This window comes from Enterobacter sp. AG326, assembly GCF_004362415.1.
GTDB classification, from domain to species: Bacteria; Pseudomonadota; Gammaproteobacteria; order Enterobacterales; family Enterobacteriaceae; genus Enterobacter; species Enterobacter asburiae.
This window is the reverse complement of sequence record NZ_SNXG01000001.1, coordinates 463,895-477,564: the sequence shown is the minus strand read 5'-3', so window position 1 is coordinate 477,564 and position 13,670 is coordinate 463,895. Positions and strand designations below refer to the sequence as shown.

Here is a 13,670-nt window from a genome sequence, read left to right as displayed (position 1 = left end):
CAGGAGCGTTATTTCATTAATAAAATAAACTTTTCTTTTCGCTTACTCGAAGCGATAAGAGACCGACAGCCCGACCCCGTAGTTGCGGCCTGGTGCAGGCTCGTAATAACGACCGTTAGACTCGTTGACAATAACCGAGCCCGCGTACTCTTTATCGAACAGGTTATCGACGCGGCCAAAGACATCCATGCCCCAGCTGCCGTAGTTGAATTTGTACCCGGTGTTCAGCCCGACCACCGTATAAGACGGCGCTTTCGCCGTATTTTCGTCGTCGGCCATGATATCGCTCATGTAGCGCACGTCTGAGCCCGCGTACCAGCCTTCCTCTGGCTGCCAGCCAAACGAGGCGTAACCCATGTTGCGGGCAATGCCTGGCATACGATTACCGTTACAGTCTGCGTCGCTGCACACGTTAGTCCGGTAGGTGGCATCCAGATACGTCCATGCCATCTTCAGCTTCCAGTTCTCAGCAAACTGCTGGTCGAGGGAGACTTCCACCCCCTGACGACGGGTTTTACCGGCATTTTTATAGCTGGTACGCCCGCCAGAGCTGGCATCCACCACGATCTCATCATCCGTATCGGTGCGGAACAGCGCCGCGGTCAGCAGGCCATTGCCGATGCGGGTTTTGCTGCCCACTTCATACGTGTTGTTGGTGGACGGCTGCAGGCCGATGTTCAGGCCGCCCTGGTTATCGGCACGATAGGAGAGTTCGTTGATGGTTGGCGTTTCGAATCCACGACCTGCGGCAGCGTAGAGGTTCCATCCGTCCGTCACCGCATACTTCACGGAACCGGCCGGGAGCCACTTGTGATAGCTCGCGTCACCGCTGTCGTCACCGTTGCCCGGCGTAACGTAATGGTCGTTGGAATCAAACCACACCGAGCTGTAGCGCACCCCCGCATCCACCGACAGTTTCTGCGTCAGCTGCCAGCTGGTTTGCAGGTAAGGGTCAACGTTCCACATCAGGTTACGTTCGTTTCGACGCTTGTCACCCTTTACGCCGTAATCCGGCACGCCGTTGTTCATCACGAAGTTCTCGTATCCGCGACGATCTTCGCTCAGGTTTTCGTAGTTCAGGCCGGTAGTAAACGTCACCGGCACCAGCAGCTCGCCACGGTGCGTCCAGCGGGTATCGATACCCTGATAATGACGCTGCATATCAATCACGCCGCCGGAGTGGGAGGCTTTTAGCTGCGGCTGGTACGGAATCGACTGGTACTGCGTCATTTCACGCTCGCCGGCGTACATCATCACGCTGAGGTCGTCCTGGGTGCTGAGCTGACGATCGTAGCGCAGACCGGCCTGGGTCTGTTTGATGGTCTTGCGGGTGTTGTACTGATCGCCGCGCGGAGACTGACGCGGATTGTTCTGCCACTCCTGATAGCTCAGCCCGCCCGGATCGTTGGCCTTCATGTCCACGCTGTTAAAAATCAGCGTCAGCTTGCTGACGTCGTCAATGCGCACGCCCAGCTTGGCGTTAGCGAGGTTCTTCCGCGCGCCGCTGTGGTCGCGGTAGCCTTTGGTGGTGAAACGGGTGGTGGAAACGGTGTAATCCACATCGCCCGCGTGGGTGCCGTCACCCATCGCGCCGGTGGCCTTCATGCCGTAGCGCCAGGTACCGTAGCTGCCGTAATAGCTGCTGGTTTCAATGGTCGGCGGCTGCTGCCCGGTCTGGGTGTTGATGTTAATCACGCCGCCGGAGGCGTTGCCGTACAGGGCTGAGAAGGGGCCGCGCAGCACTTCAACGCTCTCAACGCTGGAGAGATCGATGTTGGACGTCTGGCCCTGTCCGTCCGGCATGGTGGCAGGGATACCGTCGACATACATACGGATACCGCGCACGCCAAACGTTGAGCGGGCACCAAACCCGCGCATTGAAAGCTGGAGATCCTGGGCATAGTTCTGGCGGTTCTGAATTTGCAGTCCCGGGACGCTGCCCAGAGATTCAGACAGGTTGATGCGCGGCGCGGCGTGGCGCATGTCATCGCCATTGACGACGCTGACCGCGGCCGGGGTATCCAGTTCCGATACGGTTTGCGGCGTGGCGCTGACGATCATGGTCTGTTCCTCCGCGCTCATTGCAGTTAGCGGCGCGAAAATAACGGGAACCAGCAGCAGCGGAAGAGAAGCCTTACGGGCAGAAATGATTTTCATGAATAAAACCGGTTGTGGTGTATAAACGAACCAAATGGAACATGTCCATACATGTTAAAGGTTTTGTAAATGTTTTGAAAACTATAACCGCACATTGCGTTAATGAAAGGCGAAGCGCGAAAGAAAAACTCCACATTCAGTCCATTAATGATTACTATTCTCATTATCAAAAGGCAATGCCATGACGTTGTCTGCCGGAAGTGATGTCAGCGGAAACCCCTCTTTTCAGAAAAGGAATTGTTATGTCTTTACGTCATCTGTGCTCGCCGCGTCTGAGCCTGTCACTGCTGTCTGCCACTTTACTGCTTGCCGGGACGTTCCAGGTGCATGCCGCCGAAGAGGTGCTGCGTAAAGCGGTGGGCAAAGGGGCGTATGAAATGGCGGTCAGCCAGCAGGAGAATGCGCTGTGGGTGGCGACCTCGCAAAGCCGCAAAACCGATAAGGGCGGGGTTATCTATCGCCTTGATCCGGTCACGCTGGACGTGACGCAGGCGATTCACAGCGATCTCAAACCCTTTGGCGCCACGCTCAACGGCGCGACGCAAACCCTGTGGTTTGGCAACACCATCAACGGCGCCGTGACGGCCATCGATGCGAAAACGGGCGACGTGAAAGGGCGACTGGTGCTCGATAATCGCCAGCGCAGTGAAACCGTCAAACCGCTGCAGCCGCGCCAGCTGGTGGCGGATGACGCGAGCAACACGATTTACATCACCGGTGTCGGTAAAGAGAGCGTGATTTGGGTGGTGGATGGCGCCACCCTGAAGCTGAAAGAGACCATTGCCAATACCGGTACGTACAGCACCGGCCTGGCGCTGGATGCGCAGGCAAAACGCCTCTACACCACGAATGCGGACGGCGAGCTGGTAACCATTGATACGACCACGAACAAAATCCTGAGCCGTAAAAAAGTGCAGGATGACGGTAAAGAGCACTTCTACCTGAATCTCAGCCTCGATACCGCCGGCCAGCGCGCGTTCCTGACCGATTCAAAACAGCCGGAAGTGCTGGTGGTGAGCCTGAAAGACGGCAGCGTGATGGAGAAAATTGCCGCGCCGGAATCACTGGCGGTCCTGTTTAACCCAACGCGCAATGAAGCCTATGTGACGCACCGTGAAGCCGGTAAGGTGAGCGTGATTGATGCGAAAACCTACAAGGTGACAAAAACGTTCGATACGCCGGTTTATCCGAACAGCCTGGCGCTCTCTGCGGATGGCAAAACCCTGTACGTGACGGTGAAACAAAAATCCACTCGCCAGCAGGAAGCCACCCAGCCTGACGACGTTATTCGTATCGCGCTGTAAGATAAAAAAGGGAAGGCATTTGCCTTCCCTTTTTAACGCTTACCGGATGCTTAACGCGAGGTTTCTTCCACCAGCGGCGCGTCGTGTTTTTCATCGTCGTGATGAACCGGCGCGGTGCTGTGGATCTCGTGAACGCGCTTACGCACGCCGAACCAGCCGGCAATCAGCAGCACGGCCAGCAGCGGAATGGTCGCGATGGTGTAGGTACCGTTCGGGTAGTCGAACGCCATCAGCACCAGCACGCTGAACAGGAACAGCAGGGTGAGCCAGGAGGTCACCGGTGCGCCCGGCATCTTGAAGCTCACATCAGCCGCTTTGCCTTCTTTGATCGCTTTGCGCAGACGCATCTGGCAGACCACAATAAAGGCCCAGGAGGCGATAATCCCCAGTGCAGCCACGTTCAGAACGATCTCAAATACGCGGGACGGCACCAGATAGTTCAGGAATACGCCAAATACGTACACCACCAGCGTCGCCAGAATACCGGCGTACGGCACGTGCTGCTTGCTCATCTTCGACATGAATTTCGGCGCAGAGCCGCCCATCGACATAGAGCGCAGGATACGACCGGTAGAGTAAAGGCCGGAGTTCAGGCTGGAGAGCGCCGCCGTCAGAACCACGATGTTCATGATGCTGCCAACGTATGGCACGCCCAGCTTAGAGAAGAAGGTCACGAACGGACTCTGACCTGCCTGATAGGCAGTCCACGGGAGCAGCAGAACCAGCAGCACCACGGAACCGACGTAGAACAGACCGATACGCCAGATCACGCTGTTAATGGCTTTTGGCACCATGGTCTGCGGATCTTTACATTCACCTGCTGCGGTGCCCACCAGTTCGATGGAGGCGAAGGCGAACACCACGCCCTGAACCAGGACCAGCGCAGGCAGCAGACCGTGCGGGAAGAATCCGCCGTTATCGGTAATCAGGTGGAAGCCGGTGGCATTGCCGTCCAGCGGCTTGCCGCTGCCGAGGAAGACGGTACCCACGACCAGGAAAATCACGATGGCCAGCACTTTTACCAGCGCAAACCAGAACTCCATCTCCGCGAACCACTTCACGCCGATCATGTTCATGGTGCCGACAATCGCCAGCGCGCCAAGCGCAAAGACCCACTGCGGCACATCGCCGAACGCGCCCCAGTAGTGCATATACAGCGCAACGGCGGTGATATCGACAATGCCGGTCATCGCCCAGTTGACGAAGTACATCCAGCCCGCAACGTAGGCCGCTTTTTCACCGAGGAATTCACGGGCGTAAGAGACGAAGCTTCCGCTGGAAGGGCGATGCAGTACCAGTTCACCCAGCGCACGAAGAATAAAGAAAGAGAAGATCCCGCACACCAGATAGACCAGGGCGAGAGCCGGGCCAGCCATTTGCAGACGCGCACCCGCACCTAAAAACAGACCCGTTCCGATAGCGCCGCCGATGGCGATCATTTGAACCTGACGGTTGCCCATCGCTTTGTGGTAGCCCTCTTCGTGGGAGTTCAACCAGCGACGTTTAGCAGCATGATGATCGGCTGCGCTTTTATTGCTTGTTTTCATTGAGTTACCTGTTTGCCTGTCTGAACCATTATCGTGATAGTCCTGCCTGGCAGAGCGCAATACAAACGATTGCTTCTGCGCAAACACATGTCGCCTTCCCAGTCATTCTGCGTATGGATAAGGCGAAACATGGCGAGGCATCCTACCTGCAATTCATAAGCGACGCAAAATATAACCGTGCCGAAAGTGATGCACGTCGAAGGAAATCGTGTGGTCAGAGCAGACGGCGATCACAACACGCTGAATCGTGATGAGTTTTTAGACAAAACAGTTGGAGGGTTGATTATTTAATCATCAGATTTTCTTAATTATTACCAGGTGGTCAAGATTTTGACTGCTGCAGAGCATCTAACAGTAACCTGAAAGCGGTAGTGTGCTGGCGACGGCTCGGATAATAAAGGTGATACCCCTCGAAAGTAGGGCACCACGATTCAAGGACCCTGACCAGCCGTCCGTCACTCAGCGCCCCCAGAACCGACGCCTCCGGTACGTAGGCGAGTCCGAGTCCATTCTCAGCGGCGTCGATGCGCTGCGACAGGCTGCTCAGCGTAAGCTGCCCATCAACCCGAACGCGAAACTCGCGCCCGTCGCGTTCAAATTCCCAGTGATACAACCCCCCGCGCGTGGGCAGGCGCATGTTGATGCAGCGGTGGTCAGCGAGCTGCTCCGGCGTCTGCGGCACGACAAAGCGAGCCAGATAATCCGTAGAACCGACCACGGCCATGCGCATATCCGGCGCGATCCGTACCGCAATCATATCTTTTGCCACCTGTTCACCCAGGCGTACTCCCGCGTCGAAACGGCCATCCACAATATCAGTCAGCCCGTTATCTACCGTTACTTCGACGTTAATCTCAGGATACTGCACCATAAACGCCTTCAGCACCGGCCAGAGCACGGCGTCCATCGCATGCTCGCCGGCGACGATGCGAACAGAACCTGCGGGTTTGTTGCGGGTGCTGCGAAGCGCCGTGAGCTCCTGCTCAATCTCAAGCAAATGCGGGCTTAAGCGTGTAAAGAGCTGTTCACCCGCCTGGGTGGGAACAACACTGCGGGTTGTGCGGGTTAAAAGGCGAACGTCCAGTCGCGCTTCAAGCTTGCGCATGGCATGACTCAGCGCCGATTGCGAGACGCCCAGCTGCGCCGCCGCGCGCGTAAAGCTGCGCTCGCGGGCGACTACCATAAAAGAGAGCAGGTCGTTGAAATTATCTTTTAGCATCGCGATTGCCTCTATTTATGAATTTCAATCATATTTCCTATTTGATTATGCACGCTAATGCTCCGGATTGCTTTGCGCTACTGTTAACGCAACAGTAAACGAGGAGCATAAGATGAAAATTATCCGCAGCGGATCATTACCTTCAGCAAAAGGACCGGAAGCCTGGTTCACCGGCACCGTCCGCATTGACGCGCCATTTCAGGCGAGCGAACCTGCCAGCGTCGGCGGGGCAACCGTGACCTTTGAGCCGGGCGCGCGCACCGCGTGGCATACGCATCCACTCGGGCAAACGCTGATTGTGACGCAGGGTCGCGGCTGGTTACAGGAGTGGGGCAAAGCGGCGGAAGTATTGAATCAGGGCGATATCGCCTGGATCCCACCCGGCGTAAAGCACTGGCACGGCGCAAGCGCGCAAACGGCGATGACGCATATTGCCATCGCCGAATCCGTTAACGGCAGCCCGGTTGCATGGCTGGAAAAAGTCACCGACGAGCAGTATCCGAACGGCTAACCGCCAAAAACGGCAATCGCCTGCTGCAGGCGCGTGGTGCGCTGCGTCAGGTGATTCGCCGCGTGAGTGACGTTATCCACCATCCCCGTATTGTTGTGGGTCATTGCGCCGATACGGGAGATGGATGCGTTGATGAGCGTCAGCGCCTGGGTTTGCTCCTGCGTGGCGTGGCCGATCTCCTTAATCAGGGAGGAGACCCGCAGCACGTTGTCGATCATAACCGTCAGCTGCGTTTCGGTTTGTTCAACCTTCTCCACGCCTGCGTTGACGCTGGCGACGTTTTTCTCAATCAGCGCTTTGATCTCTTTCGCCGCCGTCGCGGAGTGCTGCGCAAGATTGCGCACCTCGGCCGCCACCACGGCAAAACCGCGCCCGGCTTCACCTGCGCGCGCCGCTTCCACGGCCGCATTCAGCGCAAGAATGTTGGTCTGGAAGGCAATACGATCGATAACGCTGATAATATCGACGATCTGGCTGTTATCCTGCGACACGGATTGCATCATACCGATGGTTTCTTTCATCATCGCTTCACCGCGGTGGGCGCTGTCGCGAGTGCGATCCGCCATCTCCGTGGCTTCTTTCGCGGTTTCTGCCGTCTGCTTCACCGCGCTGGCGATCTCTTCTACCGCCGACGCGGTTTGCTGCAAAAAGTCTGCGGTCTCTTCTGAACGCGTCTGCAGCGCCGCGCCTTCTTTCGCGACCTGCTGGCTGATGGTGCCAATCCCGCTGATTTGCGCCCCAACATCGTCAACCAGCGAATTCAGGTTCAAACCTGATTGATTCACCAGGCGCATCATCAGCCCGATGTCATCGATCCTGTCAAAGTGGTAATAGTCCGTTTTACGTCCTGAAACTACGCGCTGCATCTGTTGCAAAATAGATTTTACCGGACGGGCGATCTGCGCATGAAGATAATAAGCCAGGGAAGTAAACAGCAGTACCAGACTTCCCGACTGCACAAGTTTATCAGGGAATAAATACACCGCCAGGCAGGAGAGTAACGCCGTCGTCGCTATACCCAGATGGATTCGTTTACTGGTGCTAAGACATTTAAAGAGCGACATAAACGAAAATAAACCGCGCCGTACCAGTAAGCCTTTATAAAAGCGGTAATGTTTTAATTCGTTATTACGCACTTTTGCGTACAGTTTTTCACTGGCCGCAATCTCTTCCCGTGCGGGGATATTTCGCACGGAAATATACCCCGTCAGGGATCCACCCTGCCAGACCGGCGTCACGTTAGCCCGCACCCAGTAGTGGTCGCCATTATGACGACGGTTCTTCACCAGCCCCGTCCAGGTCTCACCTTGCTGCAGGGTAAACCACATGTCGCCAAAGGCTTCGGCAGGCATATCGGGATGGCGGATGAGGTTATGCGGCTCACCCAGAAGATGTTCTTCTTTATATCCACTGGCTTCAATAAAAGCGGAATTAGCATAGGTAATATGGCTTTTGGTATCGGTGGTCGACATTAACGTCGAGCCATCGTTAAGTAAATACTCGTTTTGTGTAACGGGACTGTTACGCCTCATGAGTAACTCCATGATGATGTGCAAGAATAAAAAATGCCCGGAAAAAGCTCCGGCAAGATTAATGTGATTATTTTTATATAACGCTCTGCAGCATATTCTGTCTGAAATTGTGACTGCCTGAAATACCCGTCGTTCATTATTTTTAATCTGTTAATGCTATCGAATGTAATAAAAATGAAAATATTTTCAGGGGCGTATTCTGGAGCCGCAGCAAATAAACAACATAACCCAAACTGAAAGAGGGAGATCGTCTCTCAGGAAAAATTGCCATGCTGAAATAGCGTTTCGTTAACAGGATGAAAACGCTATGATTTGGTCAGTTTTCGTTATTACAGTGAGGCTGAGGTGAAAATTAACGTCATCGGAACCAGCGGGAGCGGAAAAAGCACGCTGGCGAAGCAGATTGCGACCGAACTGGCTATTCCCTATATCGAGATGGACAGACTCTACTGGCGACCTGACTGGCAGGGAACGCCGGACGATGTGTTTCAGGAAAAGCTGGAGCAGGCGCTACAGGCTTCGCCAGACTGGGTGCTTGACGGCAACTATAACCGCACGCGGCCGGTGAAATGGCGTAATGTCGACGTTGTGGTGTGGGTCGATTATGGCTTTGCCCGCACCCTCTGGCAGGCCGTCACCAGGGCAATCAAACGGGCCTGGCATAAGCACGAGCTCTGGCCCGGAACCGGGAACAAAGAGAGTTTCCAGCGCGCGTTCTTCAGCAGAGAGTCCATTCTCATCTGGACGATGAAAACCTGGCGTAACAACCGCACGCGTTATGAAGCCGATCTGCAAAACCCGCAGTATGGGCATATTCGCTTCATCCGCATTACCCGCCGCGGGCAGGGGAAAACGCTGATTGCCGACTTAAAGTCTTATTCTTAGCATGGTTTTATATATCTGATTTCCGGCAAACTAAATGTAAATTAATTGTTTCTCAGTGGTGAAATGCGCCTTTAATAATGTCGACATGTTAAGTCAAACGAGAACGCAACATGTCATGGCGAATCAGCATTCTGGATAAAAGCCCCATCGCTGAAAACGAAACGGCTGCCGATGCGCTGGCGCGTACGCTGGCGCTGGCGCAGCAGGCAGAAAATCTGGGCTATCACCGCTTCTGGATTGCCGAACACCACAACACTCCCCACCTTGCCAGCCCCTCGCCGGAGCTGCTGATTGCCTGGATCCTCGGGCAGACAACGCGCATCCGCGTCGGATCCGGCGGCGTGATGCTCCAGCACTACAGCCCTTATAAAGTCGCCGAAAATTTCAACGTGCTGGCCGCGCTGGCGCCCGGCCGCGTGGATCTCGGCGTCGGAAAAGCCCCCGGCGGGCTGCCGCTCTCAACCCGCGCGCTTCAGCAGGGTCTGAATCAACAGGAAAAGGGCAGCTTCGCCGAACAGCTGGCCCAGCTCGATCGCTGGATCCGTCCTGAGCATCAGTCTCATGAAGAGGCCGTTCGCGCCACGCCGCTGCCGCTATTGCCTGCAGAGGGTTTCCTGCTGGGCGCGAGTATCGATAGCGCGCTGCTGGCCGCCGGGCTCGGCTGGCACTTTGTGTTTGCCGCGCATCTGAACGGTGACCCGGACCTGCTGCGCGAGGTGGTCTCGACCTGGCGTAAGCACAGCGCGCGGGACGTGATTGTGGCGGTACAGGTGATTGTTGCGCCGACGCAGGCCGAGGCGGAAGCCCTGGCGCAAAAGGTCGAAGTGTGGGGCGTTGAGCTGGCAAACGGCCAGCGCGTCACCGTGGCCAGCGAAGAGCAGGCCTACGCCTTTGCGCGTCAGGCGGGCAGCGAGCCGGTGCGCATTGCACGTCGCGCGCAGTCGCTGCTGGCCGGTACGGCTGAGTCGGTGCTGGAACAGCTCAACGCGCTGCACCAGCAGTGGGGGATTGACGAATTTATCATCGACACGCCGGTAGCGGAGGGAGCAACGCGCGTCGCGTCGCTGCGCCTGCTTGCCGAGGCGCGTCTTAACAGGGAGGTCACCGTATGAGCTTTGGCGAACAGCTGATTGCCTGGCGTCGCGAGCTGCACCAGAACCCGGAGCTCTCCGGCCAGGAAGTGGAAACCACGACGCGCCTGCGCCAGTGGCTGACGAATGCCGGGATTACCCCGCAGCCTTACGACCTGTCGACCGGGCTGGTGGCGGAAATCGGCTCGGGCAACAAACTGATTGCGCTGCGGGCGGATATCGACGCTCTGCCGATTGAAGAGCGCAGCGGCGTGCCGTTTAGCTCCCAGCGTGCAGGCGTAATGCATGCCTGCGGACACGATATCCACACCATCGTGATCCTCGGCGCCGCGTTAAAGCTGAAAGAGCGGGAAGCGTCGCTTAACGGCCGGGTGCGGATCCTGTTTCAGCCTGCCGAAGAGAACTTTGGCGGTGCGAAGAGCATGGTGCGGGCCGGTGCCCTGCGCGACGTCAGCGCCATCTTCGGCATGCACAACGAACCCGGCCTGCCGGTCGGTGAGTTCGCTACCCGCGGCGGGCCGTTTTATGCCAACGTCGATCGCTTCGTGATCCGCATTACCGGTAAGGGCGCGCACGCCGCACGTCCGCACGAAGGCAACGACGCCATCGTGCTGGCGAGCCAGCTGGTAACGGCGCTGCAAAGCGTCGCCAGCCGCAACGTCAACACGCTGGACTCGGTAGTGCTGAGCGTGACGCGCATTGCAGGCGGTAACACCTGGAACGTGCTGCCGGAAAGCGTCGAGCTGGAAGGCACGCTGCGCACCCACCGCACGGAGGTGCAGCAGAACGTGAAAGCCCGCGTGGGCGAAATCGCCGCCGGGTTTGCCAGCGCCTTTAGCGCGCAGATTGATATCACCTGGTATGCCGGGCCCACCGCGCTGGTGAACGACGAGCGCTGGGCCGATTTCGCCACCTCGGTCGCACGGGACGCCGGATATGAAACCCGGCACGCCGAGCTGCATATGGGTGGGGAAGATTTCGCGGTCTACCTCCAGCAGATCCCGGGGGCGTTTGTCAGCATCGGCAGCAACAGCCCGTACGGTTTACATCATCCGGCATTTAATCCGGATGAGGCATTAATTGAGCCCGCTGCCCGCTATTTTGCACAGCTTGCGGAAAAAGCCCTGCAACACGTTTAATTCTTAAGAGGTGAATATGTCTGCACATCGTCAACTGCGGCTCGGGACCATTTTGCATGGTGCATCCGGAAATATGTCCGCCTGGCGTCACCCTGAGGCCGTCGCCGATGCCAGCATCAATTTTGATTTCGTCAAAGCGACGGCGTTAAAGGCGGAGGAGGGCAAACTCGATTTTTTATTCGTTGCCGACGGTCTCTATATCAACGAGAAATCGATCCCGCATTTTTTAAACCGCTTTGAACCGCTGACGGTGTTATCCGCTCTCGCCAGCATCACCTCGCGCCTGGGGCTGGTGGGAACCTTATCCACCTCCTACAGCGAGCCTTTCACTACGGCGCGCCAGTTCGCCAGCCTCGACCACCTCAGCAACGGACGCGCGGGCTGGAACGTGGTGACTTCGCCGCTGGAAGGGTCAGCAAAGAACTTCTCTCGCGAAAAACACCCCGAGCACGCGCTGCGCTATCGCATTGCGGATGAGTATCTCGACGTGGTGAAAGGGCTGTGGGATTCCTGGGAGGGCGACGCCTTTGTGCGCAATAAAGAGAGCGGTCAGTTTTTTGACCCGGCCAAACTGCATACCCTGGATCACCACGGTGATTTCTTCCAGGTCGCCGGTCCGCTGAATATTGGTCGTACGCCACAGGGACGACCGATTGTCTTTCAGGCGGGCGCGTCGGACGACGGGAAAAAGCTGGCGGCGAAACATGCCGACGCCATTTTTACCCATCACGAAACGCTCGATGAGGCAAAAGCCTTTTACCGCGACGTGAAGCAGCAGCTGGAAATTAACGGACGCCGCGCGTCAGATTTACATATTTTCCAGGGCGTCAGCGTGATTGTGGGTAAAGACGCCGATGACGTGGAAAACCAGTATCAAACCACGGCGGCGCTGGTGTCGATTAACGATGCCCTCAACTACCTCGGGCGTTATTTTGAACATCACGATTTCAGCCAGTATCCGCTCGACGAGCCGTTCCCGGATATCGGCGACTTAGGCAAAAACAGCTTCCGCAGCACCACCGATGAAATTAAGCGCAATGCCCGCGAGCGCAGCTTAACCCTGCGTCAGGTAGCGCTGGAAGCCGCCTCGCCGCGCCCGCGCTTTTCCGGTACGCCGGAAGAGGTGGCTGACGGTCTGCAGGCCTGGTTTGAAGGCTATGCCGCAGACGGCTTCATCATTCAGGGCGGTACGCCGGACACCTTCCCGCGCTTTGTTGACCAGGTTGTGCCCGTTTTACAGGCGCGCGGCCTGTTTCGTACCGACTACCCGGGCACCACGCTGCGCGAAAGCCTCGGCTTAGACGAACCCAAAAACCAGTTCACACAACAATAAAAGAGAACCCCGCTATGCAGAAAACATCGCTTATTCTGGCGCTCGCGCTGGCCTTTACCCCTGCCGTCTGGGCAGAGAATGTGAATATTAACGGCACCGGCGTGAGCATTGAGGCCAATAAAACGCCGGTTAATACCGTCAAAAACAATGATGCGGTGGCACAGCTGCCGAAAGATTATCGCTTCGCCGTGCCGGGCAAATTTACCGTTGCGGTAGCGGGCCTCAATCAACCGCCGCTGACGGTTTTCTCCGACGACAACAAAACGCTGCTGGGAAGTGAAGTGGACGTCGCCCGTCTGGTCGCTGACAGCCTGGGGCTGGAGCTGAACGTGGTACCGACCTCCTGGGAGGACTGGCCGCTGGGCGTGGCCTCCGGGAAATATGATGCCGCCATCAGCAACATCACCGTCACCAAAGAGCGTAAAGAGAAGTTTGACTTTGCCACCTACCGCAAAGATTCCCTCGGGTTCTACGTGAAATCAACCAGCCCGATCAAGTCGCTTGAGAAGGCTGAGGACATCGCCGGACTGCGGATTATCGTCGGCTCCGGCACCAACCAGGAGGCCATCCTGCTGGCCTGGAATGCCGAAAACCTCAAGAAGGGTCTGAAGCCCTTTACCCCGATCTACACCAAAGACGATGCGGCACAAACGCTGGCGCTGCAGTCCGGACGCGCGGATGCCTACTTTGGTCCGAACGTGATTGGCGCCTGGAAAGCGGCGCTGAACGGGAAAACCAAACTGGTGGGGAGCGTCGACGGCGGCTGGCCGAAGGCGGCGCACATTGCCGTGACGCTGAAGAAAGGCAGCGGGCTGGTTGAGCCGGTGCAAACCGCGCTGAACGGCGTCATCAAAAACGGCGATTACGACAAAGTGCTGAACCGCTGGGGGGAAGGCGTTGAGCGTATTCCTCAGTCAGAAGTGAACCCGGCTGGCCTGGGCGATTAAGGAGG

At 56.9% G+C, this 13,670-nt stretch carries 9 protein-coding genes and 1 pseudogene; 6 read left to right on the top strand and 4 right to left on the bottom strand.

From position 1 onward, the window contains the following. Positions 1-42: 42 nt before the first annotated feature. Positions 43-2,157: a TonB-dependent receptor PqqU gene (pqqU, locus tag DFO52_RS02240; RefSeq protein WP_133549155.1), complete on the bottom strand. Its 2,115-nt coding sequence runs from the start codon at positions 2,155-2,157 to the stop codon at positions 43-45. Positions 2,158-2,399: 242 nt separating this feature from the next. On the opposite strand from pqqU, the gene DFO52_RS02235 reads away from it, so the two are divergent. Next, complete coding sequence (locus DFO52_RS02235; protein WP_133549153.1) at positions 2,400-3,461, top strand: YncE family protein; 1,062 nt, start codon at positions 2,400-2,402, stop codon at positions 3,459-3,461. Between the two features lie 50 nt (positions 3,462-3,511). Here DFO52_RS02235 and ansP read toward each other — a convergent pair whose 3' ends face one another. Both ansP and DFO52_RS02225 read right to left on the bottom strand, forming a co-directional pair. Further along, a complete protein-coding gene (gene ansP / locus DFO52_RS02230; RefSeq protein WP_029740259.1) occupies positions 3,512-5,008 on the bottom strand; it encodes an L-asparagine permease in 1,497 nt (498 codons plus the stop codon). Positions 5,009-5,330: 322 nt separating this feature from the next. Then, positions 5,331-6,227: a LysR family transcriptional regulator gene (locus DFO52_RS02225; protein WP_133549151.1), complete on the bottom strand. Its 897-nt coding sequence runs from the start codon at positions 6,225-6,227 to the stop codon at positions 5,331-5,333. Positions 6,228-6,339: 112 nt separating this feature from the next. Between DFO52_RS02225 and DFO52_RS02220 the strand changes: the two genes are divergently transcribed. After that, on the top strand, positions 6,340-6,738 hold the full coding sequence (locus tag DFO52_RS02220) for a cupin domain-containing protein (protein WP_032656857.1): 399 nt from the start codon (positions 6,340-6,342) through the stop codon (positions 6,736-6,738). Here DFO52_RS02220 and DFO52_RS02215 read toward each other — a convergent pair. Continuing rightward, positions 6,735-8,270, bottom strand: a complete 1,536-nt coding sequence (locus DFO52_RS02215; RefSeq protein WP_133549149.1) for a methyl-accepting chemotaxis protein — start codon at positions 8,268-8,270, stop codon at positions 6,735-6,737. The genes DFO52_RS02220 and DFO52_RS02215 overlap by 4 nt on opposite strands. 345 nt (positions 8,271-8,615) lie before the next feature. Between DFO52_RS02215 and DFO52_RS02210 the strand changes: the two genes are divergently transcribed. The 4 genes and pseudogenes from DFO52_RS02210 to DFO52_RS23215 all read left to right on the top strand — a co-directional run bounded on the left by DFO52_RS02210 (position 8,616) and on the right by DFO52_RS23215 (position 13,665). Next, entirely contained in the window at positions 8,616-9,155 is a 540-nt protein-coding gene (locus DFO52_RS02210) for an AAA family ATPase (RefSeq protein WP_133549147.1), read from the top strand. A 110-nt stretch (positions 9,156-9,265) separates the two neighbouring features. After that, a complete protein-coding gene (locus tag DFO52_RS02205) occupies positions 9,266-10,267 on the top strand; it encodes an MsnO8 family LLM class oxidoreductase (protein WP_133549145.1) in 1,002 nt (333 codons plus the stop codon). Next, positions 10,264-11,385 carry an amidohydrolase gene (locus DFO52_RS02200; RefSeq protein WP_133549142.1) on the top strand — a complete coding sequence of 374 codons (1,122 nt, stop codon included), beginning with the start codon at positions 10,264-10,266 and terminating at the stop codon, positions 11,383-11,385. The genes DFO52_RS02205 and DFO52_RS02200 overlap by 4 nt, the downstream gene beginning before the upstream one ends. Positions 11,386-11,401: 16 nt before the next feature. Next, positions 11,402-13,665, top strand: a pseudogene (locus tag DFO52_RS23215) (NtaA/DmoA family FMN-dependent monooxygenase). Positions 13,666-13,670 lie beyond the last annotated feature (5 nt).

Excerpts from the sequence above, each read along its gene's own strand:
- DFO52_RS02200 (WP_133549142.1), top strand. The coding sequence starts at position 10,264 with ATGAGCTTTGGCGAACAGCTGATTGCCTGGCGTCGCGAGCTGCACCAG.
- ansP (WP_029740259.1), bottom strand. The coding sequence starts at position 5,008 with ATGAAAACAAGCAATAAAAGCGCAGCCGATCATCATGCTGCTAAACGT.
- pqqU (WP_133549155.1), bottom strand. The coding sequence starts at position 2,157 with ATGAAAATCATTTCTGCCCGTAAGGCTTCTCTTCCGCTGCTGCTGGTT.
- DFO52_RS02225 (WP_133549151.1), bottom strand. The coding sequence starts at position 6,227 with ATGCTAAAAGATAATTTCAACGACCTGCTCTCTTTTATGGTAGTCGCC.
- DFO52_RS02235 (WP_133549153.1), top strand. The coding sequence starts at position 2,400 with ATGTCTTTACGTCATCTGTGCTCGCCGCGTCTGAGCCTGTCACTGCTG.
- DFO52_RS02215 (WP_133549149.1), bottom strand. The coding sequence starts at position 8,270 with ATGAGGCGTAACAGTCCCGTTACACAAAACGAGTATTTACTTAACGAT.
- DFO52_RS02220 (WP_032656857.1), top strand. The coding sequence starts at position 6,340 with ATGAAAATTATCCGCAGCGGATCATTACCTTCAGCAAAAGGACCGGAA.
- DFO52_RS02205 (WP_133549145.1), top strand. The coding sequence starts at position 9,266 with ATGTCATGGCGAATCAGCATTCTGGATAAAAGCCCCATCGCTGAAAAC.